Annotated in this window: 23 protein-coding genes; 14 read left to right on the forward strand and 9 right to left on the reverse strand. The window is 58.1% G+C overall.

From position 1 onward, the window contains the following. Positions 1 to 57: 57 nt before the first annotated feature. Positions 58 to 2253, reverse strand: coding sequence for a ferric-rhodotorulic acid/ferric-coprogen receptor FhuE (gene fhuE, locus FN633_RS05715; protein WP_154057047.1), 2196 nt, complete (start codon positions 2251 to 2253; stop codon positions 58 to 60). 315 nt (positions 2254 to 2568) lie between these two features. Here fhuE and hinT point away from each other — a divergent pair, with 315 nt between their 5' ends. The 8 genes from hinT to FN633_RS05755 all read left to right on the forward strand — a co-directional run bounded on the left by hinT (position 2569) and on the right by FN633_RS05755 (position 8659). Beyond that, complete coding sequence (hinT, locus tag FN633_RS05720) at positions 2569 to 2925, forward strand: purine nucleoside phosphoramidase (RefSeq protein ID WP_042392832.1); 357 nt, start codon at positions 2569 to 2571, stop codon at positions 2923 to 2925. Between the two features lie 4 nt (positions 2926 to 2929). Then, positions 2930 to 3304 (forward strand): YcfL family putative periplasmic lipoprotein, encoded by a 375-nt coding sequence (locus tag FN633_RS05725; RefSeq protein ID WP_154057048.1) that lies wholly within the window; start codon positions 2930 to 2932, stop codon positions 3302 to 3304. A 13-nt stretch (positions 3305 to 3317) separates the two neighbouring features. Continuing rightward, positions 3318 to 3971 carry a penicillin-binding protein activator LpoB gene (gene lpoB, locus FN633_RS05730; RefSeq protein WP_042393003.1) on the forward strand — a complete coding sequence of 218 codons (654 nt, stop codon included), beginning with the start codon at positions 3318 to 3320 and terminating at the stop codon, positions 3969 to 3971. Continuing rightward, complete coding sequence (thiK, locus tag FN633_RS05735; RefSeq protein WP_154057049.1) at positions 3952 to 4773, forward strand: thiamine kinase; 822 nt, start codon at positions 3952 to 3954, stop codon at positions 4771 to 4773. The genes lpoB and thiK overlap by 20 nt, the downstream gene beginning before the upstream one ends. 11 nt (positions 4774 to 4784) lie before the next feature. Further along, on the forward strand, positions 4785 to 5810 hold the full coding sequence (nagZ, locus tag FN633_RS05740; RefSeq protein WP_154057050.1) for a beta-N-acetylhexosaminidase: 1026 nt from the start codon (positions 4785 to 4787) through the stop codon (positions 5808 to 5810). Positions 5811 to 5847: 37 nt separating this feature from the next. Next, entirely contained in the window at positions 5848 to 6390 is a 543-nt protein-coding gene (gene ycfP, locus FN633_RS05745) for an alpha/beta hydrolase YcfP (protein ID WP_154057051.1), read from the forward strand. A 233-nt stretch (positions 6391 to 6623) separates the two neighbouring features. Continuing rightward, a complete protein-coding gene (locus FN633_RS05750) occupies positions 6624 to 7928 on the forward strand; it encodes an NAD(P)/FAD-dependent oxidoreductase (protein ID WP_042392841.1) in 1305 nt (434 codons plus the stop codon). 191 nt (positions 7929 to 8119) lie between these two features. Continuing rightward, positions 8120 to 8659 (forward strand): glycine zipper 2TM domain-containing protein, encoded by a 540-nt coding sequence (locus FN633_RS05755; protein WP_042392843.1) that lies wholly within the window; start codon positions 8120 to 8122, stop codon positions 8657 to 8659. Between the two features lie 422 nt (positions 8660 to 9081). Here the strand turns inward: FN633_RS05755 and FN633_RS05760 are convergent, their stop codons facing one another. The 4 genes from FN633_RS05760 to FN633_RS05775 all read right to left on the reverse strand — a co-directional run bounded on the left by FN633_RS05760 (position 9082) and on the right by FN633_RS05775 (position 15575). Beyond that, positions 9082 to 9717 (reverse strand): TetR/AcrR family transcriptional regulator, encoded by a 636-nt coding sequence (locus tag FN633_RS05760; protein ID WP_154057052.1) that lies wholly within the window; start codon positions 9715 to 9717, stop codon positions 9082 to 9084. A 125-nt stretch (positions 9718 to 9842) separates the two neighbouring features. After that, positions 9843 to 10805, reverse strand: a complete 963-nt coding sequence (ldtC, locus tag FN633_RS05765; RefSeq protein ID WP_154057053.1) for a L,D-transpeptidase LdtC — start codon at positions 10803 to 10805, stop codon at positions 9843 to 9845. Positions 10806 to 10945: 140 nt separating this feature from the next. Continuing rightward, a complete protein-coding gene (mfd, locus tag FN633_RS05770) occupies positions 10946 to 14392 on the reverse strand; it encodes a transcription-repair coupling factor (RefSeq protein WP_154057054.1) in 3447 nt (1148 codons plus the stop codon). Between the two features lie 109 nt (positions 14393 to 14501). Further along, complete coding sequence (locus FN633_RS05775; RefSeq protein ID WP_154057055.1) at positions 14502 to 15575, reverse strand: acyltransferase family protein; 1074 nt, start codon at positions 15573 to 15575, stop codon at positions 14502 to 14504. Positions 15576 to 15854: 279 nt separating this feature from the next. Here FN633_RS05775 and lolC point away from each other — a divergent pair, with 279 nt between their 5' ends. The 5 genes from lolC to cobB are packed head-to-tail and all read left to right on the forward strand — an operon-like array spanning position 15855 to position 20785. Next, entirely contained in the window at positions 15855 to 17054 is a 1200-nt protein-coding gene (lolC, locus tag FN633_RS05780) for a lipoprotein-releasing ABC transporter permease subunit LolC (RefSeq protein WP_042392851.1), read from the forward strand. Beyond that, positions 17047 to 17748: a lipoprotein-releasing ABC transporter ATP-binding protein LolD gene (gene lolD / locus FN633_RS05785; RefSeq protein WP_042392852.1), complete on the forward strand. Its 702-nt coding sequence runs from the start codon at positions 17047 to 17049 to the stop codon at positions 17746 to 17748. Before lolC ends, lolD begins: the two co-directional genes overlap by 8 nt. After that, positions 17748 to 18992 carry a lipoprotein-releasing ABC transporter permease subunit LolE gene (lolE, locus tag FN633_RS05790; RefSeq protein ID WP_154057056.1) on the forward strand — a complete coding sequence of 415 codons (1245 nt, stop codon included), beginning with the start codon at positions 17748 to 17750 and terminating at the stop codon, positions 18990 to 18992. The genes lolD and lolE overlap by 1 nt, the downstream gene beginning before the upstream one ends. A 44-nt stretch (positions 18993 to 19036) precedes the next feature. Beyond that, complete coding sequence (gene nagK / locus FN633_RS05795) at positions 19037 to 19948, forward strand: N-acetylglucosamine kinase (protein WP_154057057.1); 912 nt, start codon at positions 19037 to 19039, stop codon at positions 19946 to 19948. 15 nt (positions 19949 to 19963) lie between these two features. Continuing rightward, positions 19964 to 20785, forward strand: coding sequence for a Sir2 family NAD+-dependent deacetylase (cobB, locus tag FN633_RS05800; protein WP_154057058.1), 822 nt, complete (start codon positions 19964 to 19966; stop codon positions 20783 to 20785). A gap of 52 nt (positions 20786 to 20837) precedes the next feature. On the opposite strand, the gene potD is transcribed toward cobB, so the two are convergent. The 4 genes from potD to potA are packed head-to-tail and all read right to left on the reverse strand — an operon-like array spanning position 20838 to position 24609. Beyond that, entirely contained in the window at positions 20838 to 21884 is a 1047-nt protein-coding gene (gene potD, locus FN633_RS05805) for a spermidine/putrescine ABC transporter substrate-binding protein PotD (protein ID WP_154057059.1), read from the reverse strand. 1 nt (position 21885) lies between these two features. Next, a complete protein-coding gene (gene potC, locus FN633_RS05810; protein ID WP_154057060.1) occupies positions 21886 to 22692 on the reverse strand; it encodes a spermidine/putrescine ABC transporter permease PotC in 807 nt (268 codons plus the stop codon). Beyond that, on the reverse strand, positions 22689 to 23546 hold the full coding sequence (potB, locus tag FN633_RS05815) for a spermidine/putrescine ABC transporter permease PotB (RefSeq protein ID WP_154057061.1): 858 nt from the start codon (positions 23544 to 23546) through the stop codon (positions 22689 to 22691). Before potB ends, potC begins: the two co-directional genes overlap by 4 nt. Then, the gene (gene potA, locus FN633_RS05820) at positions 23530 to 24609 is read right to left on the reverse strand and encodes a spermidine/putrescine ABC transporter ATP-binding protein PotA (RefSeq protein ID WP_243731477.1); all 1080 of its coding nucleotides are present in this window, start codon (positions 24607 to 24609) and stop codon (positions 23530 to 23532) included. Before potA ends, potB begins: the two co-directional genes overlap by 17 nt. Before the next feature lie 317 nt (positions 24610 to 24926). Here potA and pepT point away from each other — a divergent pair, with 317 nt between their 5' ends. After that, the gene (pepT, locus tag FN633_RS05825) at positions 24927 to 26153 is read left to right on the forward strand and encodes a peptidase T (RefSeq protein WP_154057063.1); all 1227 of its coding nucleotides are present in this window, start codon (positions 24927 to 24929) and stop codon (positions 26151 to 26153) included. Positions 26154 to 26156 lie beyond the last annotated feature (3 nt).

The raw sequence follows: 26156 nt of genomic DNA on the forward strand, positions 1-26156 counted from the left end.
TTAGCTGCCTGTAAATAAAAAGGGAGCCTTTCGGCTCCCTCCTTCACATTACTACTATCAGAAACTGTAGTTAGCGCTGATAGAGAAGTTACGCGGCTCGCCATAGACAATGGTGCGGCTGTCGATGTCGGTCTCGTAGGATTTGTCGAACAAGTTATCGACGTTCGCCTGCAGAGAGAATGCTTTGGTGACCTGATAACGGGCAAACAGATCCACCAGCGCATAGCTGCCTTGCTCAGCGCGCAGCGTGCCGTCGGCAACCGCAACGTTAGACCAGACGCGGTTCTGCCAGTTAACGCCGCCGCCGATGGTTAGATCCTGAATCGTCGGCAGACGGTAGCTGGTGAACATCTTCACGGTGGTACGCGGCAGGTTCGGGTTAACGGCGTCGCCTTCGGCATCGTCCGCGACGTAGCGGGTTGCGCCAAAGGTCATCTGCCAGTTATCGGTCAGCGCCCCGTTGATCTCAAATTCAACGCCTTTACTCACCGTGCCGTCCGCTTCGCGGTAGGCGGTTTCACCGTTGCTGCCAGGGATCACCAGACCGGTAGACTGCGCCAGGTGATCCTGCTCAATGCGGAACACGGCAAGAGAGGTGGTCAGACGGCTGTTCATCCAGTCTGCCTTCACACCCGCCTCATAGTTGTTACCGGTGATCGGCGACAGGTACTTACGCTGTTCATCACGCTCGGTCTGCGGCTTGAAGATCGAGGTATAGCTGGCGTAGGTAGACCAGCTGTCGTTGATATCAAACACCACGCCCGCATAAGGAGAGGTATTGTTCTTCTCCATCTGCTGGTTGAGCGTATCCAGATTGTATTTGGTATAGCGCGCACCCAGGATCAGGTGCAGCGGATCGGCCAGAGAGAGGCGGGTCGCCGCATAGACGGATTTCTGGTGGATGGTGTCATCCTGCGCCAGGCTCAGCGGGTTCCAGTTAGTCTGTGGGAAGTTACCGTTGTAATCAGCGTAGTTACCCAGCTGAGTATCGCCGATGTTCTCCCAGGAGCTGTAGTAGATGTTGTTCTGACGGGTGTAGTTAGTCCCGATCATCAGCTCATGCTGACGGCCAAGCAGGTCATAGGAGCCGTTAGCAAAGGTATCGATAGCATCAACTTTGCGCTTGCCGGTGTTGTAGCCGGTGCCGCCCACGTAAGGATAGGATGCGCCGTAGGGGCTGACCATCAGGCCGGTCACACGGTCAACCTGGCCATCAAGATAGAGCTGCTTGCTGTCGAGATCCGTTTCGGTATGCGTGCCGTTGACGGTCAGCTGCCAGTTGTCGCCCAGCTTCTGTTTCAGCGTCGCGAAGGTACGCTCGGTCTCTTTGTCTACATAGGCCCACTCCGGCGCGGTGCTAAAGCTGCGGTCCGGGTTGACGCGGCCACCATCGGTATACCAACGCGGAATGCCGCCCCAGGTTGGGCTGTTGGAGTTGGTCTCCTGGTAGTCGTAGCCGACGGAGAAGGTAGTCGCGTCGGTCAGATCGACATCCAGCACGCCGTAGAAGAATTTTTTCTCCTGGCTATAGCGATCCAGCCAGCTGTCATTGTGCTGGTAGCCCGACACCATGCGGCCACGAATGCGACCGTCATCGGTGAGCGGGGTAGAGAGGTCGGCCACGTAGCGCTGCTTGTTCCAGCTGCCATACTCAGCGGAGACGTTGCCGGTGAATTCACGGCTGTCGGCGTGCTTGCGCACCAGGTTAATGGCGGCGGAGGGGTTACCGGATCCGGTAGTCAGGCCGTTCGCGCCGCGAACCACTTCCACACGTTCATACAGAGCGGTGTCGGACAGCGAGTCGCCCAGGTTCCAGCGGGTTTCGAACAGGGTCGGAATGCCGTCGACCATGAAGTTATCGATCTCAAAACCGCGGGAGTAGAAGTTGATGCGCTCAGAGTCCGTCGCGCTTTGGGTAATACCGGTGGTGTTTTTCAGCACGTCGCCAACGGATTCCAGCTTCTGATCCTTCATGCGCTGTTCGCTGATGATGCTCACAGACTGCGGGATATCGCGCGGAACCAGCAGCATTTTGGTGCCGGAGGTGGTTGTTTTGACGCTGTAGTCCTGGCGCTCCTGCTCGGCATAGGCGCTGTCTGCTGAACCATCAACAATAACGGTATCGCCTGCGGTAGTATCCGGCGTGGCGGCAACGCCAGCGGCAGGGGCAAGTGCAAAGGCAATGCAGAGTGCCAGCAGTGATGGCGCTGCGGCAGGACAGCGTCCATCCCTGGCGTGAACGGTGAAAGACATGGTGAACCCTTTTCGCAAGTTAAATAGTGCGCTCTGACCGATACGTTGCCGATGTCGAGCGTGCTGTGTTTGTTCTGGTCATGCAATTGCGCATGAAAATGCAAATGCGAAATATACGCATTCATCTTATTGCTGTAAACAGATGTAATATTTATTAAGTGAATTATTGCAGGGCGTTGAGTGGCGAAAAATCAGACGTAACGGCAGTGCTTAATCCTAATGCGTGAAGAAAAGCGGCGTAATAGTTGAAACATCAGGAGATTCTCGATCATACTCTCTTGTTGAGTCCCGCAGTTATTCATTAAGGAAGACGTCATGGCCGAAGAAACGATTTTCAGTAAAATTATCCGCCGCGAAATTCCGTCGGATATCGTCTGGCAGGATGAGCTGGTCACGGCATTCCGTGATATCTCTCCGCAAGCGCCGACGCATATCCTGATTGTGCCTAACCTGCTGATCCCAACGCTAAACGACGTCTCCGAGGCGCACGAGCAGGCGCTGGGTCGGATGCTTACCGTCGCCGCGAAGCTCGCCGCTCAGGAGGGGATTGCCGAAGATGGCTATCGGGTGATCATGAACTGCAACCGCCACGGCGGCCAGGAGGTGTACCATATTCACCTGCATCTGCTGGGTGGTCGCGCGCTGGGTCCCATGCTGACACATAAAGGTTAAACCGATGCTGAGAGGAGGCCTGGCCGCGCTGCTGGCGCTGGCTGTATTGACCGGCTGTAGCTCGCGTCCATCTATCCCGGTAAGCGATGAGCAGACGCTGGTAATGGAAGCAACCGTGCTGGCGGCAGGCATAAGCGCGGAAAAACCGTCGCTGAATAACGCTGAGATCCAGCCCTCTGCGTCCTCAACGCTCTATAACGAACGGGGCGAACCCGCCACCGTCAACTATCGTTTTTTCTGGTATGACGCCAGGGGTCTCGAAATGCATCCGCTGGAAGCGCCCCGGCGCATTACCATTCCTGCGCATTCATCGGTAACGCTCTACGGCAGCGCCAACTATTTAGGCGCGCGTAAGGTGAGACTCTATCTCTATCTGTAAGGGGTGTATCTTGATTAATAAACTGGGTCGTTATGCGCTACTCACGACCGTAGCGATGATCCTTTCGGGATGTATTATGCGGGGCGAGCAGCAGCCAGCGCCCGTAGAGGAAGCCAAACCGCAGCCGCAGCAGCCGGTGGAACAGCCGCAGCCGCAGCCGGTTCCTGAGGTGCCGTCCGTACCGTCGGTCCCATCTCAGCCGGGGCCGATTGAGCACCAGGATCAAACGGCGCAGCCGACGCCGCGCGAACGTCATTTTGACTGGAGCGGGGCGGTGTCGCCGATGGTAAGCAAAATGCTGCAGGCCAGCGGCGCGGCCGGTGGCAGCGTGTTGCTGGTTGACAGCGTCAATAACCGTACCAACGGGTCGTTGAACACCGCCGAAGCCACGGAAGTGCTGCGCGGCGCGCTGGCTAACAACGGGAAGTTTACGCTGGTTTCTGCCCAGCAGCTCTCCGTCGCCAAGCAGCAGCTCGGCCTGTCGCCGCAGGATAGCCTGGGCACGCGCAGTAAAGCGATCGGGATCGCCCGCAACGTGGGGGCGCAGTATGTGCTCTACACCAGCGCCTCCGGCAACGTTAATTCCCCCGCGCTACAGATGCAGCTGATGCTGGTGCAAACGGGTGAGATCGTCTGGTCAGGTAAAGGTGCGGTTCAGCAACAGTAACCCCGAGCGTGACGCGATCCTGTCACGCTTCTTTCCCCACGCAGCGCTCGTCGCCAGCCCTGAACATACCGGGCTGAGCGGCGGGAGCTGCGTCATTGCCAACGGCCCGCAGCGTCTGGTGCTGCGCCAGCAGCATGCGGCCACCACGCCCGCGCCGTTTCTCCGTCAATATCGCGCCCTAAAGCGGCTCCCGAATTCTCTAGCCCCACGCCCGCAGTGGCTGGGACAGGGCTGGATGGCCGTTGACTATCTTGCCGGTGAGGTGAAAACCACGCTGCCGGAACCCCATCACCTTGCCGACTTGCTGTATCATCTGCATCAGCAGCCCCGTTTTGGCTGGCGTATTACCCTGCTGCCGCTGCTGGAGCGCTACTGGCAGGCATGCGACCCTGTACGCCGCACGCCGCGCTGGCTGGCGTGGCTAAAACGCCTTAAGCGTGAGGGCGAGCCGGGTGCGCTCAGACTGGCCCCGTTACATATGGATGTGCATGCAGGTAACCTGGTGCATACCGCTTCGGGCCTGCGGCTGATTGACTGGGAGTATGCCGGCGATGGCGATATCGCCCTCGAGCTGGCCTCGGTCTGGACGGGGGATGAGGCTGAGCGTCAGCGGCTTATTGTCGCCTATGCCCAGGTGGCAAACCTGGTGCCTGCGCAACTGGCGCAGCAGGTATGGCGCTGGCGGCCCTGGGTGCTGATGCTGATGGCGGGCTGGTACGAATGCCGCTGGCAGCAGACCGGGGAGCAGCAATTTATTATGCTGGCAAATGAAACATGGTGTCAGCTAGAGACAAAAGGATAAGAGAGGTCAGTGTGGGTCCGGTAATGTTAGATGTGGCAGGCTATGAGCTGGATGCGGAGGAGCGCGAGATTCTGGCGCATCCGCTGGTGGGAGGCCTGATCCTCTTTACCCGAAACTATCACGATCCGGCGCAGCTGCGCGAGCTGGTGCGGCAGATCCGCGCCGCCTCGCACCATCGGCTGGTGGTGGCCGTGGATCAGGAGGGAGGTCGAGTACAGCGTTTTCGCGACGGCTTTACGCGCCTGCCTGCCGCTCAGTCGTTTGCTGCCCTGCTCGGTATGGAGGAGGGCGGCAGGCTGGCCGAGGAGGCGGGCTGGCTGATGGCTTGTGAAATGATCGCGATGGATATCGACATCAGCTTTGCTCCGGTGCTGGATGTGGGCCACATCAGCGCGGCCATCGGCGAGCGTTCGTACCATGCCGATCCGCACAAGGCGTTGGCTATCGCCACCCGCGTGATTGACGGTATGCATCGGGCAGGCATGAAAGCCACTGGTAAGCACTTCCCTGGCCACGGGGCAGTCGCGGCGGACTCCCATAAAGAGACCCCGCACGATCCGCGTCCGGAGGCGCTGATCCGCGAGCATGATATGGCGATCTTTAGCACGCTGATCCGCGACGGCAAGCTGGATGCCATTATGCCCGCACACGTCATCTACAGCGAGGTGGATCCGCGTCCGGCGAGCGGCTCGCCGCACTGGCTGAAAACGGTTCTGCGCGGTGAGCTGGGCTTTAACGGCGTGATCTTCTCGGACGATCTCTCCATGGAGGGGGCGGCGATCATGGGCAGCTATGCCGAACGAGCCCAGGCCTCGCTGGATGCCGGCTGCGACATGGTTCTGGTCTGCAATAATCGTCAGGGGGCGGTGAGCGTGCTGGATAACCTGTCGCCGATCAATGCAGCGCGTGTTACAGAGTTGTATCATAGAGGTTCGTTTACGCGTCAGGAGCTGGTTGCGTCTGCCGAATGGAAAGCGGTGAATAGCAAACTGGAACAGCTTCAGGCCCGCTGGCTGGAGCGGTCAGCGGCTCATTAACCCTCCCTGAAAGGGAGAAAGCACAGGGTGAGGACAGATGATCATCTACTTACACGGTTTTGATTCAAACAGTCCGGGCAATCACGAGAAGGTACTGCAGCTACAGTTTATCGATCCCGACGTGCGCCTGCTGAGCTACAGCACGCGCCATCCGAAGCATGATATGCAGCATCTGCTGAAAGAGGTCGACAAGATGCTGCAGCTAAACGTTGATGAGCGACCGCTGATCTGCGGCGTAGGCTTGGGCGGATACTGGGCCGAGCGCATCGGCTTTCTCTGCGACATCCGACAGGTGATCTTCAATCCTAATCTCTATCCGCAGGAGAATATGGAGGGTAAAATCGACAGGCCGGAAGAGTATGCCGATATCGCCACCAAGTGCGTGACTAACTTTCGTGAGAAGAACCGCGACCGCTGCCTGGCGATCCTCTCCCGCCACGATGAGGCGCTGAACAGTCAGCGTACCGCCGAGGTGCTGCACCCTTTCTATGAGATTGTTTGGGACGAAGCGCAGACGCATAAGTTCAAGAATATTTCTCCTCATCTGCAGCACATCAAGGCCTTTAAAACCCTTGGTTGAGACGCCATCCTATAAACCAGCCTTTTAATGGCTGGTTTTTTTTCGCCTTTCGGCTGAAACCTGATTATCTTTTATGCAGCAAAACTTGATATATATCAATTTTGGTATGACCAATGCACCGTTCATGCTATTCTCAAGGGGTAGATGACAAATTTAGCAGCTAACTTGTTGTTAATTAAAAGCTATTTATATAACTTTTAGTTAACAATTGGTTAATATTTTAGGGGGTCGTGTTGACTACACCATTGAAAAAGATTGTGATTGTTGGCGGTGGAGCTGGCGGACTGGAGCTGGCAACCCAGCTGGGTAAGAAGCTGGGCCGGGGTAAAAAAGCCAAAATTACCCTCGTCGACCGCAACCACAGCCACCTGTGGAAGCCGCTGCTGCATGAAGTAGCCACCGGCTCGCTGGATGAGGGCGTGGACGCGCTGAGCTACCTGGCCCACGCGCGCAATCATGATTTCCAGTTCCAGCTTGGCTCGGTTGTGGATATCAACCGTGAAGGCAAAACCATCACCCTGGGCGAGCTGCGGGATGAGAAAGGTGAACTGCTGGTGCCTGAGCGCAAGCTGCCTTATGACACGCTGGTGATGGCGCTGGGAAGTACCTCCAACGACTTCAATACGCCGGGCGTAAAAGAGCACTGCATTTTCCTCGATAACCCGCATCAGGCGCGTCGTTTCCATCAGGAGATGCTGAACCTCTTCCTGAAGTACTCTGCTAACCTGGGGGCCAGTGGCAAGGTCAACATTGCCATCGTTGGCGGCGGGGCTACCGGCGTTGAGCTGTCGGCGGAGCTGCACAACGCGGTCAAGCAGCTGCACAGCTACGGCTATAAGGGCCTGACCAACGAGGCGCTGAACGTGACGCTGGTCGAGGCGGGCGAACGCATTCTGCCTGCGCTGCCGCCGCGCATCTCCGGGGCGGCTCACAGCGAGCTGACTAAAATGGGCGTACGCGTGCTGACCCAGACCATGGTCACCAGCGCGGACGAGGGCGGCCTGCACACCAAAGATGGCGAATATATCCAGGCCGATCTGATGGTGTGGGCGGCAGGGATCAAAGCGCCAGACTTTATGAAAGAGATTGGCGGCCTCGAAACCAACCGTATCAACCAGCTGGCGGTAGAGCCGACGTTGCAGACGACCCGCGATGCGGATATCTATGCGATTGGCGACTGCGCCTCCTGCGCGCGTCCGGAAGGGGGCTTCGTGCCGCCGCGTGCCCAGGCTGCGCATCAGATGGCGACCTGCGCGCTGCACAACATTCTGGCGCAGATCAAAGGCAAGCCGCTGAAAGCCTACGTCTATAAAGATCACGGCTCGCTGGTCTCGCTGTCCAACTTCTCTACCGTGGGCAGCCTGATGGGTAACCTGATGCGCGGTTCGATGATGGTAGAGGGACGCGTTGCGCGTTTCGTCTATATCTCGCTCTACCGTATGCACCAGGTCGCGTTGCACGGCTACTTCAAGACCGGCCTGATGATGCTGGTCGGCAGCATCAACCGCGTGATCCGTCCGCGACTGAAGCTGCACTAAGCCTGTCGCCCCGTCGACTTCGGACGGGGCGTTTAGCATATCCTTCTGCTGATTTCCATCAGGTGGCTCAGATTTCTCTGAATCACCACGATCTGCCACATAACCCCCCGTTTTTTACCGCCTTTCTGATTGGCTTCTGGCCACTCTGATTGCAGAATTATGACATCAGAGCCAACCAGAAGGACTATTCAATGAATAAATCCATGTTAGCGGGTATCGGAATTGGTGTGGCCGCTGCACTGGGCGTTGCTGCGGTGGCAGGCTTAGACGTTTTCAATCGCGGCCCTCAGTACGCGCAGGTGGTTTCTGCTACACCCATTAAAGAGACGGTGAAAACGCCGCGTAAAGAGTGCCGCAACGTGACGGTAACCCATCGACGTCCGGTTCAGGATGAGAACCGCCTGACCGGTTCAGTGCTCGGCGCGGTAGCGGGCGGGGTGATTGGTCACCAGTTCGGCGGCGGACGCGGTAAAGATGTCGCCACGGTCGTTGGGGCGCTGGGTGGCGGCTATGCCGGTAACCAGGTTCAGGGGGCCATGCAGGAGCGGGATACCTATACCAGCACGCAGCAGCGCTGCAAAACCGTCTATGACAAATCAGAGAAGATGCTCGGCTATGACGTTACCTACAAAATTGGTGACCAGCACGGGAAAATTCGCATGGAGAACGATCCCGGCACTCAGATCCCGTTAGACAGCAACGGGCAGCTGGTTTTGGATAACAAAGCATAAAAAAGCAGTACCCCCGATTTGGCTCCTCATTCGCTCAGGCTGAGGAGCTTTTTTTATGGCATAAAAAAGCCCTGCTTACGCAAGGCTTCTATAATCGCTCGGATTCAAATCATACTCTGCTGGCGGATCAGCAAACATCCCGTGATCAGCACAGAGATGAAAGCGAACAGGATCGAACCACCACATACTACCCAGAGACTAAATAACAATGTAATTACTATTAACACTTTAAATAATGGTAATAGCAAAACCATGACCGTTATCCTTCTGCATGTGAATAGTCGTAAAAATGTCCAAAAAAAACCTGCTAATCATTAGCAGGAGAATAATCACTTACTAAGGGTAGCAAGGGTCATGCAAAAGTGTGAGAAATATTTGGCCTATCGTTAAGATAGGCCAAAGCAATACGATGATTTGACGAACTATGATTTGATGAGTTCGGGCCAGAGGGCCATAGTGGTGCGGGTAATTTGCAGGAGCTTCTCTTGCGATGCCCCTTCACGCGCGCTGACCGACATTCCCTGAATCACGCAGTTTAGAAATTGGGCTATCGTCTGCAGCGTGGCTGTGGCAGGGATCTCGCCGCGCTGTTGGCGCTCCTCCAGGAAACGCAGCAGAGCGGCTTCCTGCAAAGCGTGACGAGACTTCAGCGTCTGGGCAATCTCATTTGACGAGGCCGCCAGCGCCGCCGAAGTGCTGATTAAGAAGCAGCCGGAAGGCGTCTCTTTGCTGGTGAAGCAGGTCGCGACGGAGGTAAAGTAGTCCAGCAGCGCCTGCTCAACGCGCTTCTCATCGCAAAACAGCTCCGCCTGATACCTGGTCGCAAACTGCGAAATATAGCGATCGAGTACGGCGCGGAACAGCCCCTCTTTGTTGGTAAACTCGGCGTAAAGCGTCGGGGCTTTCGCACCGGTGGCCTCGACCAAATCGGACAGCGACGTGGCCTCATAGCCATGCTGCCAGAAAAGCGTCATGGCTTTGTCGAGCGCCGCTTCCCTGTCGAAAACTTTTGGTCGGCCACGGCTTTTTTTTGTGCAACTGCTGACGTCGGTGGTCATAGTGGCTCCTCACCCAATGTTGAATTATTGAACAATCATTATAAAAATAATTGTCCCCGATGACCAGCAGGGAATGGTTAAAAATAATTATGTTATATCTTAATGATTTTTAACGCTTTACTATGTCACATGGACTGGGTTGACGCGGCGTTATGCTGCGTCACATCCACCGGCATGCCCGAGCGCACCGCCATCACATCGTCCATCAGCGCGGCATCGGTCTCGGCAGCGGATTTAAAACTCTCCATGCTGGCATTCAGCACCAGCGGCTGCGTTTTTGGATCGTCATTGATGGATTTCGACAGCGGCTGGTGCACTTCAACCAGCCGTGTGCCGTCCGGCTCGACCGAGGCTTTTACCGGTGCGTTGATAATGTTCACCGGTGTTCCAGGGGTGACCTGGCGGAACAGGGACGCAATGTCGTTATCACGCAGGCGAATACAGCCCGAACTGACGCGCATTCCGATACCAAAGTCGGCGTTAGTGCCGTGGAGCAGATAGACACCACCATGTGCTGCCAGGCGGATAGCATGGTGGCCCATCGGGTTATTTGGCCCAGCGGGCACGACCGCCGGGAGATCCACGCCCTGCGCCTTATAGCGCGCGCGAATGTTGGCCGTCGGCGTCCAGGTCGGGTTGGCGCGTTTATCCGATACGCGAGTGACCATCGTTGGCGTTAAGGTGTCGCCTCCCAACTGGCCAATGCCGATGGGGTAGATGGTCACCTCGTTCTTGCCCGGCGGGTACCAGTAGAGGCGCAGCTCAGACAGGTTAATAACAATTCCCTGACGCGGCACGTTCGGCAGCAGCGTCTGGAGCGGAATAGTCAACACGCTGCCAGCACGCGGCACGTAGGGGTCAACGCCGGGGTTAGCCTGCAACAGCGCCAGAAAGCCGACGTTGTACTTTTTGGCAATCGCTTCCAGCGAGCCGCCGTCGTTTTCGACAAGGTGAAAACGGTTCTCGCCCACCAGGCGGCTGCCGTTAGCAGGAAGCGGCCAGGTGTTGGCCTGGGCGGGAAGGGAGAGGAGCGCCGTCGCCGCAAGGGCCAGCAGCGTTATCCAGCGAGTAATGCGCATCTGTTTCATCGTTAAACCACCGTGCTTTTAGATTGTTGTTATGCAAGGGCAAACGTGAAGTATGGACGGATGGTGTGTCTGGATGTTTCTTGAAATGAAAGGATATGTAAAGAGTGACGCACGCTGCGGCAACAGCGTGCGCCTGGGGATCAGGCGATGGCGTTCTCTGCCAGCTCCTTCATAAAGTTACTTACCCACTCCATGCGGACTTTGCGCTCGCCCAGCTCCTGCATAAACTTCAGCCGGGTAGGGCCATCGAGGCGGAAGTTCTGCGGCTGCTTCTGCAGCAGGCCGATAAGCCAGGCCGGATTGACATGATTCTTCTCGGCAAACTCAATCGCGCCGCCTTTATCGTTGCTCTCCAGCTTGCGGATCCCCAGCTTCTGCGCCTGCTGACGCAGTCGGGCTACCTCAAGAAGGGTGCGGGCCGGATCGGGCAGCAGACCAAAGCGATCGATCAGTTCGACCTTGATCTCCTCCAGCTCACTGCTGCTCTTGGCGCTGGCAACGCGCTTGTAGAATGACAGGCGCGTGTTGACGTCCGGAATGTAATCATCCGGCAGCAGGGCGGGCATGCGTAACTCCACCTCGGTCTGCTGGCTGGTCAGATCCTCCAGCGACGGCTCGCGGCCAGCCTTCAGTGCGTCAACAGCATTCTCCAGCAGCTCCATATAGAGCGAGAAGCCGATGGTTTCCATGGAGCCGCTCTGATCTTCCCCGAGCAGCTCACCCGCGCCGCGGATCTCCAGGTCGTGAGTGGCCAGCGCAAAACCTGCGCCCAGATCCTCCAGCGAGGCGATGGCTTCCAGACGCTTCTGCGCGTCGGTGGTCATCGCCTTCGGGTGCGGCGTCAGCAGCCAGGCGTAGGCCTGGTGATGTGAACGCCCGACGCGACCGCGCAGCTGGTGTAGCTGGGCGAGACCGAAGTGATCCGCCCGCTCAATAATGATGGTGTTGGCGGTAGGAATATCGATCCCGGTTTCGATAATGGTGGTACAGACCAGCACGTTAAAGCGCTGGTGATGGAAATCGTTCATCACCCGCTCCAGCTCGCGCTCGCGCATCTGGCCGTGGCCGATAGCGATCCGCGCCTCCGGCACCAGCTCCGCCAGCCGCTGGGCCGCCTTCTGGATGTTCTCAACGTCGTTATAGAGGTAGTAGACCTGGCCGCCGCGCAGGATCTCACGCAGCATTGCCTCGCGAACCACCAGACTATCGTACTCGCGCACGAAGGTTTTCACGGCCAGACGACGCGCGGGCGGCGTGGCGATGATCGACAGATCGCGCATGCCGCTCATGGCCATATTCAGGGTACGTGGGATCGGCGTGGCGGTGAGCGTCAGAATATCGACGTCGGCACGCATCGCTTTGATGCGCTCCTTATGGCGCACGCCGAAGCGGTGCTCCTCATCGACGATCAACAGGCCAAGATCGCGCCACTTCAGATCGCTTTGCAACAGCTTATGGGTACCGATCAGAATATCAACCTTGCCCTCTGCGGCATCGGCCAGCACCTGGGTCTGCTCTTTAGCGCTACGGAAGCGCGACAGCAGCTCAATGCGTACCGGCCAGTTGGCGAAGCGGTCGCGGAAGTTATCGTAGTGCTGCTGGGCCAGCAGGGTAGTCGGCACCAGCACCGCGACCTGCTTGTGGTTCTCCACCGCGAGGAAGGCGGCGCGCATAGCTACCTCGGTCTTACCGAAGCCCACGTCGCCGCAGACCAGACGGTCCATCGCCAGCGGCTGACACATGTCGCTCAGTACGGCGTTGATCGCCTGAGCCTGATCCGGCGTGGTTTCAAACGGGAATGTATCGCAGAAGAGCTGGTACTGCTCTTTGTCATGCTTAAAGGCGAAGCCGGTCTTAGCCGCGCGCTGGGCGTAGACGTCCAGCAGCTCGGCGGCCACGTCGCGCACTTTTTCCGCCGCCTTCTGCCGCGCCCGCGTCCAGGCATCGCTGCCCAGCTTGTGCAGGGGCGCATTATCCTCCGCGCCGCCCGCGTAGCGGCTGATCAGGTGCAGGGACGACACCGGGACATAGAGTTTGGCATCGTTGGCGTAGGTCAGCATCAGGTATTCACCTTTAATGCCGCCCGCTTCCAGCGTGGTCATACCCGCATAACGCCCGACGCCGTGCTCCAGGTGTACCACCGGCTGGCCGGGGTGCAGTTCGGCGAGGTTACGGATCAGCGTATCCGGGTTGATGGTCCGGCGACTGTCCTGACGACGGCGTGCGACGCGTTCACCCAGCAGATCGCTCTCGCAGATCAGCGCCCGGTTGCGCAGGGTATCAATAAACCCGCGCTCGGCCGCGCCGATCAGCAGGTAGCGTCCGCTGCCGGTAGCTTCATCAAGGCGCAGGATCCGCTTCGGTGCGACTTTGATACGTGCCAGCAGCTCGCCCAGCGCCTCACGACGACCCTCGCTCTCAACGGAGAAGACCACCGGGCCGGTGAAGGATTCGAGGAACTTGCGCAGGCTATCGAGGGGGGCTTTCTGCTGCGCCTGGACGGCCAGATCCGGCAGCGTCTGGTAGCCGAGATTGGTATTGGCGGCTTTCTCCGCCAGCTGCTCGGTTTTCAGCTGGATGCGCGGCCAGCGCTTCAGCTCGGCAAACAGCTCGTCGCTGCGCAGCCATAGCGTCTCCGGCGGCAGCAAAGGACGCATCGGATCGACACCGCGATTCTCATAGCGCGCCTGGGTTTCGCTCTGGAAACGTACCGCGCTGGCATCGAGATCGCCGGTATTAATCACCAGCGTATTGGCCGGGAAGTAGCTAAACAGCGGCGGCAGTGGCTCGCTGAAAAACAGCGGCTGCCAGTATTCTATGCCCGCCGGCAGCGTGCCTTTGCTCACCTGCTGGTAGATATGCTCGGCGTCGCGCTTTACCTCAAAGGTATCCCGCCACTGGCTGCGGAACAGCTCGATAGCCGCCTTGTCGGTAGGAAATTCGTGGGCGGGCAGGAGGTTAATCGCCTCCACCTCTTCCAGCGTGCGCTGGGTATCGGGATCGAACAGGCGCAGGCTATCGATTTCATCATCAAAGAAGTCGATGCGGTAGGGCTGCGTGCTGCCCATTGGGTAGAGATCCAGCAGCGCACCGCGGGTGGCATATTCGCCGTGCTCCATCACCTGGTCAACGTGGCGATAGCCAGCGGTATCCAGCTGGGCACGCAGGGCATCGCGGGAGAGACGCTGCCCCTTTTTCATCACCAGCGCATGACCGTGCAGATAGCTGTGCGGGCAGACGCGCTGCATCAGCGTGTTCACCGGCATAATCAGCACGCCGCGCTGCATCGAGGGCAGCTGATAGAGCGTCGAGAGCCGGGAAGAGATGATCTCCTGGTGCGGGGAGAAACTGTCGTAGGGCAGCGTCTCCCAGTCGGCAAGGTTCATCACCATGCTGTCGGTAAACTGACGGATCTCATCATGCAGGCGCAGCGCGTTTTGCATATCGGGTGCGATCAGCACCACCGGGCCTGCATGACGCTCAACGATTTCTGCCACTTCTGTGGCACAGGCGCTGCCTGTAAGCTCACCCAGTTGGCGCTGGTCGCCCGCCTTGGCGGGAAGGGAGTAACGGTATTGTTCAGGCATAGCGAATATCGGGATCTCTTGGGTTTATGCCCCCTGATATGGGGGCATATCACTGATACACAATGCAGTTTATTATCCTTGATCCCTCAATATTAGCAAAGTTAGACCGCTAGCGCGTGGCGGGATCCAGACGCAGTTTCGCCGGCGGTGAAAAAAAGAGGTCGCCAAACAGGCGCACGGAGAGGCGGCGGATACCCAGCCCAACCAGCGTGCACACCAGCAGGCTCAGAAGGGGGTAAACCAGCAGCAGGCCCAGCTCCAGCGTCGGCGAGAGCGCGCCCTTGCGAAACAGTGGCAATAGGGCGAGGCTGCTGCCTTCGATCAATATGCGGTGGGTGGTGTAAATGGCAATGGTGTTGGAGCCAATCACGTTCAGGAGGCGATCCTCACCGGGGGTAAAGCGCTGCTCCAGCCGCCAGAAGAGGGACATGATCAGCCAGGCCGAGAGCAGGGAGAGCAGCACCGGCACGTTGCAAAACCAGAGCGCGACCGCCACCAGCAGGGCAGGTACCAGAGGTAAAATTTGACGGCGCAGGGGGATGCTCTGCAGCCAGCCCATAATAGTCACGCCGTACCAGGCCCCAAGGGCATAGTAGATCACGTTGCGCACCACGCTGTTCATTCCCCACCACGGGAGCGGCAGGAAGTTGATGGCCACCGACGCCACCAGCATCAACCCCAGCGCGGGGCGTTTCCAGCGGCTCAGGAATTTGCAAACCACGAAGTAGATCAGCAGGGCATAGAGGTACCACAGGCTGGTGCTGGCGGTCAGCATTCCGTGGAGAAACTCGCTCAGCGAGTCGGCGTAGGCTGCGTTGGCCGACTGGCTAAGATCGCGCTCGGGAGCCAGCCAGCGGTTGAGAAAACCGATCCCCTGCCACTGTAACACGCCCCACAGGGCCAGCACGTAGAAGATTGACCACAGCCGCTTATCGATGCAGTTCTTCCATTCGGCCTCGGTGATATAACGTCGGATCAGGTAGCCAGAGATGAAGAAAAAGACCGGCATGCGGAACGGGGCGAGGTAGAGATTCATATAGAGCCAGCATTTAGCGAGCAGGCCAGAGAGCGGATGTTGCAGCCCCTCAAGATGCGGGTAGAAGGTGATCACCGAGTGGTAGATAACCACCAGACTGATGCATAACCCTTTGATCTGGTTAATCCACAATGCTTTTTGCTTCATCGTTAAAACGCCCGTGTTGCGATAAATTTTGGCGTATATAGTGATCGGGACGAATGGCGCTGTAATCGGTAACGCTCTGGATTTACCCTGTTATGGGAAGTTTTCGGAAAAAGGTGAGGTTCCATTGTCACCCGCATGGGCGATAAACGCTGTTTTAGCAAATTGATTTTGAACAAATTTTTACCTCACTCCCCGACAATTCTTAGCGCATAAGCGATTTACCATCCCCTGTTTCGCTTATATACTCGTGAGTCTGCTAACCGCAACCAGACGGATGTCATGTACCAACCTGTCGCACTATTCATAGGCCTGCGTTATATGCGTGGGCGCGCAGCGGACCGATTCGGTCGCTTTGTCTCCTGGCTCTCGACCATTGGTATTACGCTCGGCGTGATGGCGCTGGTGACCGTGCTGTCGGTGATGAACGGCTTCGAGCGCGAGCTGCAAAACAACATCCTGGGGCTGATGCCGCAGGCGGTTCTCTCCTCTGCCAACGGCTCGCTGAACCCGCAGCAGCTGCCCGCCAGCGCCGCTAAGCTGCAGGGCGTCAGCCGCGTTGCACCGCTGACCACTGGCGACGTGGTGCTACAGAGCGCGCGTAGCGTCTCGGTGGGGGTGATGCTCGGCATCGATCCCGCGCAGAAAGATCCGCTCACGCCGTACCTCGTCAACGTCAAGCAGACCGATCTGCAGCCTGGCAAATATAACGTGATCCTCGGCGAGCAGCTGGCCGGGCAGCTGGGCGTTAACCGCGGCGATCAGCTGCGGGTGATGGTGCCCTCCGCCAGCCAGTTTACGCCGATGGGCCGCCTGCCTAGCCAGCGTCTCTTTACCGTCATCGGCACCTTTGCTGCCAACAGCGAAGTCGATGGCTACCAGATGCTGGTGAACATTCAGGACGCATCGCGCCTGATGCGCTACCCGGCGGGCAACATCACCGGCTGGCGGCTATGGCTCAACGAGCCGCTGAAGGTGGATGAACTGAGTCAGCAGGCGCTGCCGGACGGCACCAAGTGGCAGGACTGGCGCGATCGCAAAGGCGAGCTGTTCCAGGCTGTGCGCATGGAGAAGAACATGATGGGCCTGCTGCTGAGCCTGATCGTCGCCGTGGCCGCCTTCAACATCATTACCTCGCTGGGGCTGATGGTGATGGAGAAGCAGGGCGAAGTGGCGATCCTGCAAACCCAGGGGCTGACCCCGCGCCAGATCATGGCGGTCTTTATGGTGCAGGGGGCCAGCGCGGGGATTATCGGCGCGCTGCTCGGGGCCGTGCTGGGGGCGCTGCTGGCCAGCCAGCTTAACAATCTGATGCCGATCATTGGCGCGCTGCTGGACGGCGCGGCGCTGCCGGTGGCCATTGAGCCACTCCAGGTGGTGATTATTGCGCTGGTGGCGATGGCCATTGCGCTGCTCTCTACGCTCTATCCCTCATGGCGCGCCGCCGCCACCCAACCCGCTGAGGCTTTACGTTATGAATAAGATCCTGTTGCAATGCGACAACCTGTGCAAACGCTATCAGGAAGGGAACGTGCAGACCGACGTGCTGCACGATGTCAGCTTTAGCGTGAACGAAGGCGAAACCGTGGCGATTGTCGGCAGCTCCGGCTCCGGTAAGAGTACGTTGCTGCACCTGCTGGGGGGGCTGGATACGCCCACCTCCGGCGACGTGATTTTTGGTGACCGTCAGCTGAGCCAGCTCTCCTCAACGGCAAAAGCCGAGCTGCGTAACCGCGAGCTGGGCTTTATCTATCAGTTCCACCACCTCCTGCCGGACTTTACCGCCCAGGAGAACGTCGCTATGCCGCTGCTGATTGGCAAGCATAAACCGGCGGAAATTACCCAGCGTGCGCGGGATATGCTCCAGGCAGTCGGCCTGCTGCACCGGGCGAATCACCGTCCGTCAGAGCTTTCCGGCGGCGAGCGCCAGCGCGTGGCCATTGCCCGGGCGCTGGTGAACAATCCGCGCCTGGTGCTGGCGGATGAACCCACCGGTAACCTGGACGCGCGCAACGCCGACGCGATCTTTGCCCTGCTCGGCGAGCTAAACGCTTCACAGGGCACGGCGTTTCTGGTGGTCACCCACGATCTGCAGCTGGCAAAACGCATGAGCCGACAGATGGAGATGCGCGACGGCCACCTGAGCCCGGAGATGACGCTGATGGGGGCGCAGTAATGGCTTCACCTCTGTCGTTACTTATTGCCCTGCGCTTTAGCCGTGGCCGTCGGCGCGGTGGCATGGTGTCGCTGATCTCGGTGATCTCAACCATCGGCATTGCGCTGGGGGTGGCAGTGCTGATTGTCGGCCTGAGCGCCATGAACGGCTTTGAACGCGAGCTGAATAACCGCATCCTCGCGGTGGTGCCCCACGGCGAGATCGAGCCGGTCAATCAGCCGTGGACCAACTGGCGCGACGCGCTGGGCAAGGTTGAGAAGGTGGCAGGCATCGAAGCCGCCGCGCCCTATATCAACTTTACCGGCCTGGTGGAGAGCGGCGTAAACCTGCGCGCTATCCAGGTGAAAGGGGTCGATCCGCAGCAGGAGACGAGCCTGAGCGCGCTGCCGCGCTACGTGCAGAACAATGCCTGGGCCAACTTCAAGGCGGGCGAGCAGCAGGTGATCCTCGGTAAAGGCGTCGCCGAGGCGCTGAAGGTCAAGCAGGGCGACTGGGTGTCGGTGATGATCCCCAACGCCAGCGCCGACCATAAGCTCCAGCAGCCGAAGCGCGTCAGGCTGCACGTGAGCGGTATTTTACAGCTCAGCGGCCAGCTCGATCACAGTTTTGCCATGATCCCAATCCAGGATGCTCAGCAGTACCTGGAGATGAACGACGGCATAACCGGGATCGCCATCAAGGTTAAGGACGTCTTTAACGCCAATAAGCTAGTGCGCGACGCCGGCAGCGTGACCGACAGCTACGTCTACATCAAGAGCTGGATCGGCACCTACGGCTACATGTACCGCGATATCCAGATGATCCGCGCCATTATGTATTTGGCGATGGTGCTGGTAATCGGCGTGGCCTGCTTCAACATTGTCTCGACTCTGGTGATGGCGGTGAAGGACAAGAGCGGCGACATCGCCGTGCTGCGCACCCTCGGGGCGAAGGACGGTCTGATCCGCGCGGTCTTCGTCTGGTATGGCTTGCTGGCCGGGCTGTTCGGCAGCGTGGCGGGCGTGGTGATTGGCGTTGTGGTGGCTCTCCAGCTGACGCCAATTATCAACGGCCTTGAGACGCTGATCGGCCATCAATTCCTGTCGGGGGATATCTACTTTATCGATTTCCTGCCGTCAGAACTGCACGCGCTCGACGTGGTCTACGTGCTGGTAACCGCCCTGGTGCTGAGCCTGCTGGCGAGCTGGTATCCCGCCAGACGCGCTAGCAATATCGATCCAGCCCGCGTTTTAAGCGGACAGTAGTTTGAGCGGACAGTAATTTCAGCGGCCAGTAACAAGGAGTGGCGATGCATTACGGGCTGGACATTGGCGGGAGTAAAATTGCGCTGGGCGTCTTCGACAGTAGCAGAACGTTACAGTGGGAGCGGCGCATCGCCACGCCCCATGAGAGCTACAGCGCCTTTTTAGACGCCATTGCCGGACTGGTACACGACGCCGACGCCCAAACGGGTGAACGCGGCTCGGTGGGCATCGGCATTCCCGGTATGCCCGTTACCGCCGACGGCACGCTCTACGCGGCGAACCTTCCCGCCGCCAGCGGCAGGACGTTACGGGCCGATCTCTGCGCGCTGTTAGGCCGTGACGTGCGACTCGACAACGACGCCAACTGTTTTGCCCTCTCGGAAGCCTGGGACGATGAGTTTGCCCGCTATCCGCTGGTGATGGGGCTGATCCTCGGCACCGGCGTGGGCGGCGGGCTGGTGCTCAACGGCAAATCCATTCCTGGTCACAGCTATATTACCGGCGAGTTTGGCCACATTCGTCTCCCCGTCGATGCCCTTGAAATTCTTGGGCGCGATATTCCTCTGCTGCGCTGCGGCTGCGGCCAGCTGGGCTGCATTGAGAACTATCTTTCCGGCGGCGGCTTTGCATGGCTCTACAATCACTTCTACGATCAATCTCTGAACGCACCTGAAATAATCGCTCTGTGGGAACAAGGTGATGAAGGGGCACGTGCGCATGTGGCTCGCTACGTTGAGCTGCTGGCCGCCTGCCTGGGGACGATATTGACCATCGTAGATCCGGATCTGCTGGTCATCGGCGGCGGGTTGTCAAACTTTGCCGCGTTGACCACGCTGTTGTCCGACCGTTTGCCGCTGCGTCTGCTGCCGGTTGCCCGGGTGCCGCGCATTGAGCGGGCCCGACACGGCGACGCGGGCGGCATGCGTGGCGCAGCCTTCCTCCATCTCACCGATTAAGCACAAGAGGCCGATATGCAGTCGCGTCGTTTTAGCCGACTAAGCCGTTTTCGCCGCAACAAACGTCGTTTGCGCGAGCGTCTACGCCAGCGCATCTTTTTCAGAGACAGAGTGGTACCCGAAGTGATGGAAAAACCAAGAGTGGTCGTATTGACCGGGGCGGGGATCTCCGCCGAATCGGGCATTCGTACCTTCCGCGCCGCCGACGGGCTGTGGGAGGAGCATCATGTAGAGGACGTCGCCACGCCAGAGGGATTTGCCCGTAACCCGGAGCTGGTGCAGTCGTTCTATAACGCACGCCGTCGCCAGCTACAGCAGCCGGAGATTGCGCCCAACGCTGCGCATCTGGCGCTGGCCGAGCTGGAGGAGGCCCTTGGGGATCGCTTTCTGCTGATCACCCAGAACATCGACAACCTGCACGAGCGCGCCGGTAACAAAAACGTGCTGCATATGCACGGCGAACTGCTGAAGGTGCGCTGCGCCTCCAGCGGACAGGTGCTGGAGTGGGCGGGGGATATCACACCGGAAGATAAGTGCCACTGCTGCCAGTTCCCGTCACCGCTGCGCCCGCACGTAGTCTGGTTTGGCGAAATGCCGCTGGGCATGGATGAGATCTACAGCGCGCTGGCGCTGGCGGATATCTTTATCGCCATCGGCACCTCTGGGCACGTCTATCCTGCCGCTGGCTTTGTGCATGAGGCGAAGTTACAGGGTGCGCACACCGTAGAGCTGAACCTTGAACCGAGCCAGGTGGGCAGCGAGTTTGAAGAGAAGCACTACGGGCTGGCGAGCCAGGTGGTACCGGAGTTTGTTGATCGGTTGCTGAAAGGGCTGTAACGGATCCTGTAGGCCCGGCAGGCTCGCCGGGCGTATGTACAGGTAGGGCGGATTAACGGCCCGCTTTCAGCTTCTGGTAGTAGCTCTCATAGATGGTGCTGGCCTGGCCGACGTCATTCTGCCACTCGCCTTTGCTCACGGTCTCAGCATCCGGATAGAGCGACTTATCATTGGCCACCGCCGGGGTAAGCAGCTTGCGCGCTGCCAGGTTAGGCGTCGGGTAACCAATGGTCTCCGCGACCTGTTTTGCTACGTCCGGGCGCAGCAGGAAGTTGATCAGCTTGAGCGCACCGTCCACGTTTTTAGCGTTGGCCGGGATCGCCAGGCTGTCCATCCAGAAGATACCGCCCTCTTTAGGCCACACTACCGTCAGCGGCGTACCGCTCTGGCGCGCCACGTAGGCGGAACCGTTCCAGACCATCCCCAGGTTCACTTCACCTTCCATATAGGGGTTCGCCGGGTTATCGGAGTTGAAGGCCGCCACGTTTGGCATCAGCTTTTGCAGCTCGTGGTAGGCGGCCTCAATCTCTTTCGGATCGGTGGTGTTACCGGAGTAGCCCAGCTTGCGCAGCGCCATCTGGAACACTTCCCGGGCGTCGTCGGTCAGCACCAGGCTGCTCTTATACTCTGGCTTCCACAGGTCGGCCCAGCTGGTGACGCTCTTCGGATCGATCGCTTCGCTATTCACCCCAATCGCCGTCGCCCCCCAAATGTAAGGAATCGAGTAGTCATTGCTCGGATCGAACGGCTTGTTCAGCACCTCAGGATCAAGGTTGCTGAAGTTGGTCAGCTTGCTCTTGTCGATCTTCTGGATCATCCCCTCTTTGCGCATCTTGTCGACAAAGTAGGTGGACGGCACAACCAGATCGTAAGCGCCATCTTTATAGGTTTTGAGCTTGGCATACATGGTCTCATTCGACTCGTAGGTCGAATAGATCACCTTGATACCGGTCTCCTTGGTAAACTGCTCCAGCAGGCCCGGCGGCACGTACTCAGTCCAGTTATAGAAGTAGAGGGTCTTATTTTCCTCGGCATGGGCGGCACTCACGCTGAGGGCCAAAGCCCCCGCGGCGAGCAGGTGGCGTGACCAGTTTTTCATTTTAACGTCCCCTGATTGCGGAGCCTGTCTTCAGGCCCCTGGTTTTATCGCGTCCAATTAGCTGACTGGCAATGACCAGAACCAGCGAGAGTACTAGCAGAATGGTCGCCAGCGCGTTCACCTCCGGTGAGACGCCGACTTTCACCATTGAGTAGATCTTCAACGGCAGAATTTCATACCCGGGCCCGGTCACAAACGACGAGACAACCACATCATCCATCGACAGGGTAAAGCTCAGCAGCCAGCCAGCGGCCACGGCGGGCATCGCCAGCGGCAGAATGATCTTGCGCAGGATAATGATTTCGCTGGCCCCCAGATCCTTCGCTGCCTCCAGCATCCGCACGTCAAAGCCTTTCAACCGTGAATAGACCGTCACTACCACAAACGGCAGGCAGAAGGTGATGTGCGAAAAGAGCAGCGACCAAAAGCCCAGCTGGATGCCGAGCAGCATAAACAGCACCAGCAGCGAGATCGCCATCACGATGTCCGGGGACATCATCACCACGAACAGCATACCGCTGACGAACGGCTTGCCGCGAAAGCGGTAGCGGTAGAGCGCCACCGCCGTCAGGGAGCCGATCAGCGTAGCAAAGGTCGCCGACAGCACCGCCATGGTCAGCGAATGCTGGGCCGCCTGGAGCAGGCTGTCGTTGTTCATCAGCAGGCTATACCAGTTGGTGGTAAAACCCTGCCAGTTGATGCCAAAGCGCGCCTGGTTAAAGGAGTTAACGATCAAAATAACGATCGGAATATAGAGATAAGCGTAGATGGCGGTCATAAAACCGCCGCGCAGCAGTCGACCCATCACTCCAGCTCCACCTTTTTATTCAGCAGGCGCATCGCTCGCCAGTAGACCAGCAGCATCAGACCCATCACCACAGTCAGGGTGATACTGGTCGCCGCACCGAATGGCCAGTCGCGAATGTTGAGGAACTGACTCTTAATAACGTTGCCGATCAGCAGGTTTTTCGCACCGCCCATCAAATCCGAGACGTAGAACAGCCCCATCGCCGGGAGCATCACCAGCAGGCAGCCGGCGATAATGCCCGGCATGGTCAGCGGCACAATGATGCGGATAAAGGTTTGCAGCTTGCTTGCGCCGAGATCCCGCGCCGCCTCCAGCAGCGGCTTATCCAGCTTCTCAATGCTGGAGTAGAGCGGCATCACCATAAAGGGCAGCAGGATATAGACCAGGCCGATGATGACCGCGCTCGGGGTAAACATAATGCGCAGCGGCGTATCAATAACTCCCAGTTCAAGCAGGAAGGCATTGAGATAGCCCTTGGTGCTAAGAAACAGCTTCAGGCCATAGATACGGATCAGCGAATTGGTCCAGAATGGCACAATCAGCAGAAAGAGCAGCAGCGGGCGCACCTTCTGCGGCAGCTTTGCCAGGAACCACGCGAACGGATAGCCCAGCGCCAGACAGGCGAGGGTGGCGATCAGCGCCATATTAAGTGAGTGCATCAGCACGTCAAAATAGAGCGGATCGAGCAGGCGCGTGTAGTTATCCAGCGTAAAGACCAGCTTAACGAAGGAGACATCGTCGCGGGTTAAAAAGCTGGTCACCACGATCATCAGGTTGGGCAGAAAGACAAACAGCACAAGCCAACCGACGACAGTGGCGATCACCACATTCTGGAATTTACTTGTGCTCTTCATCAGCCAGTACGACCTCCCAACTCTCAACCCAGTTGATCGCCATCTTCTGATCCAGCGAGTGGTCGAAATCGGGATCGTCTTCGTTAAAGAACTCGCTGACCATCACAATCTTGCCGTTCTCTAGCTCGACTACCGACTCCAGGGTCATGCCTTTGTAGTTGCGCTCGCGCACGTAGCCAATCAGCCCCTCGATCTCACTGTCGTCGTTGATCTCATCGACGCGCAGATCTTCCGGACGCAGCAGCACGTTGAGTTTCTGACCCGGCGTGACGGCAAAGTTAACGTAGATATTGCACTCGCGGCCTTCGACGTTGGCCCGCACGCGCTGGGCATCAATACGCTCGATCACCGTCGCGTTAAAGATATTGATCTCGCCGATAAAGCTGGCCACGAAGAGGTTTTTCGGCTCCTCGTAGATCTCACGCGGGGTGCCGTCCTGCTCGATTTTGCCATTCTGCATCACCACGATACGATCGGACATGGTCAGCGCCTCCTCCTGATCGTGCGTAACGAAGACAAAGGTAATGCCAAGCTTGCGCTGCAATGCCTTCAGCTCGTTCTGCATCTGCTTGCGCAGCTTGTAATCGAGGGCCGAGAGGGACTCGTCCAGCAGCAGCATACGCGGCTTGTTGACCACCGCCCGGGCGATGGCAACGCGCTGCTGCTGGCCGCCAGAGAGCTGGTGCGGCTTACGCTGGGCAAATTCTTCCAGTTGCACCATACGCAGGGCATCGGTAACGCGAGGGGTAATCTGATCCGCCGGGGTCTTCTGCATCCGCAGGCCAAAGGCGACATTTTCGAACACCGTCATGTGCGGGAAAAGCGCGTAGCTTTGAAAGACGGTGTTAACATGGCGATGTTCTGCTGGAACGTTCGTTATATCATCGCTATCGAGAGTGATGCGGCCAGTATCGACACTCTCCAGGCCTGCAATCAGGCGCAGGACGGTAGTTTTACCGCAGCCAGAAGGGCCAAGCAGCGTCAGGAATTCGCCGTTGTTGATGGTCAGGTTAAGATCGGAAATAACGGTTTTACCATCAAAACTTTTTCGAATCCCCGCCATTTGTACCAGCGGTGAAAGCGAACGTGGTTGTGTATTCAATTTTTGACTCTGTCCCGTGTAGACGCAGCGGATGGCTTACCGATGCGGGGTTTGTGATTAACCACCTTGGGTTTTGGCACATGAATAAGGCCTGGCATTCTACGGCAAACCACTGAAATCGCCAAACCTTGTTCATATTTCTTATCCAGCCTGGTAATTTCTCAGCCACTATTAAGGGTGTAATAAAATACGGGGTTTACAAGCTAAAAGTGACCTGACGCAATACATGTCGTGTCGCGCGTCTTGATAATGTTGTGACAAAAAGTGAGGGTGGCCGCATGGAAAAATTACTTGAGCGTTTTTTACACTATGTTTCGTTAGATACGCAGTCGAAACCGGGTGTCAGACAGGTTCCAAGCACAGAGGGACAGTGGAAGCTATTAGAGCTGCTTCGCGATCAGCTTAATGAGATGGGCCTTATCAACGTGACGCTGAGTGACAAAGGCACGGTGATGGCGACGCTGCCCGCAAACGTAGAGGGCGATATCCCCACCATTGGGTTTATCTCCCATGTCGATACCTCCCCGGACTTTACCGGCAAGAACGTTAATCCGCAGATCGTTGAGAACTATCGCGGCGGCGACATTGCCCTTGGCGTAGGGGATGAGATCCTCTCTCCGGTGATGTTCCCGGTGCTGCATCAGCTGCTGGGGCAGACGCTGATCACCACCGACGGCAAAACCCTGCTCGGTGCGGATGACAAAGCTGGCGTGGCGGAGATCATGACCGCGCTCGCGGTGCTGATTAAGCAGAATGTACCTCACGGTGAGATCCGCGTGGCCTTTACCCCTGATGAAGAGGTTGGAAAAGGGGCGAAGCACTTCGACGTCCCGGCGTTTGGCGCACAGTGGGCCTATACCGTGGACGGCGGCGGCGTGGGTGAGCTGGAGTTTGAGAACTTCAACGCGGCCTCGGTGACCATCAAAATTGTCGGTAACAACGTGCACCCCGGTACGGCGAAAGGGGTAATGGTGAACGCCCTGACGCTGGCGACGCGTATTCACGCCCTGGTTCCTGCCGATGAGAGCCCGGAAACCACCGAGGGCTACGAAGGTTTTTATCATCTCGCCAGCATGAAGGGAGCGGTCGATCGCGCGGAGATGCACTACATCATTCGCGATTTCGATCGTAAGAGCTTTGAAGCGCGCAAACGCAAGATCATGGAGATCGCCAAAAAGGTCGGCAAGGGGCTACATCCGGACTGCTATATCGAACTGGTGATCGAGGACAGCTACTACAACATGCACGAGAAGGTAGCTGAGCATCCGCATATTATTGATATCGCCCAGCAGGCAATGCGCGACTGCGATATTGAGCCGCAGCTCAAGCCGATTCGCGGCGGTACCGATGGTGCCCAGCTCTCCTTTATGGGACTGCCGTGCCCGAATATCTTTACCGGCGGATACAACTACCACGGCAAGCACGAGTTTGTGACGCTGGAAGGGATGGAGAAAGCGGTGCGCGTAATCGTACGGATTGCGGAGCTAACCGCGAAAAGAGGTTGAGTG

The sequence above is a fragment of the Pseudescherichia vulneris genome, from assembly GCF_902164725.1.
In the GTDB taxonomy this organism is placed as follows: domain Bacteria; phylum Pseudomonadota; class Gammaproteobacteria; order Enterobacterales; family Enterobacteriaceae; genus Pseudescherichia; species Pseudescherichia vulneris.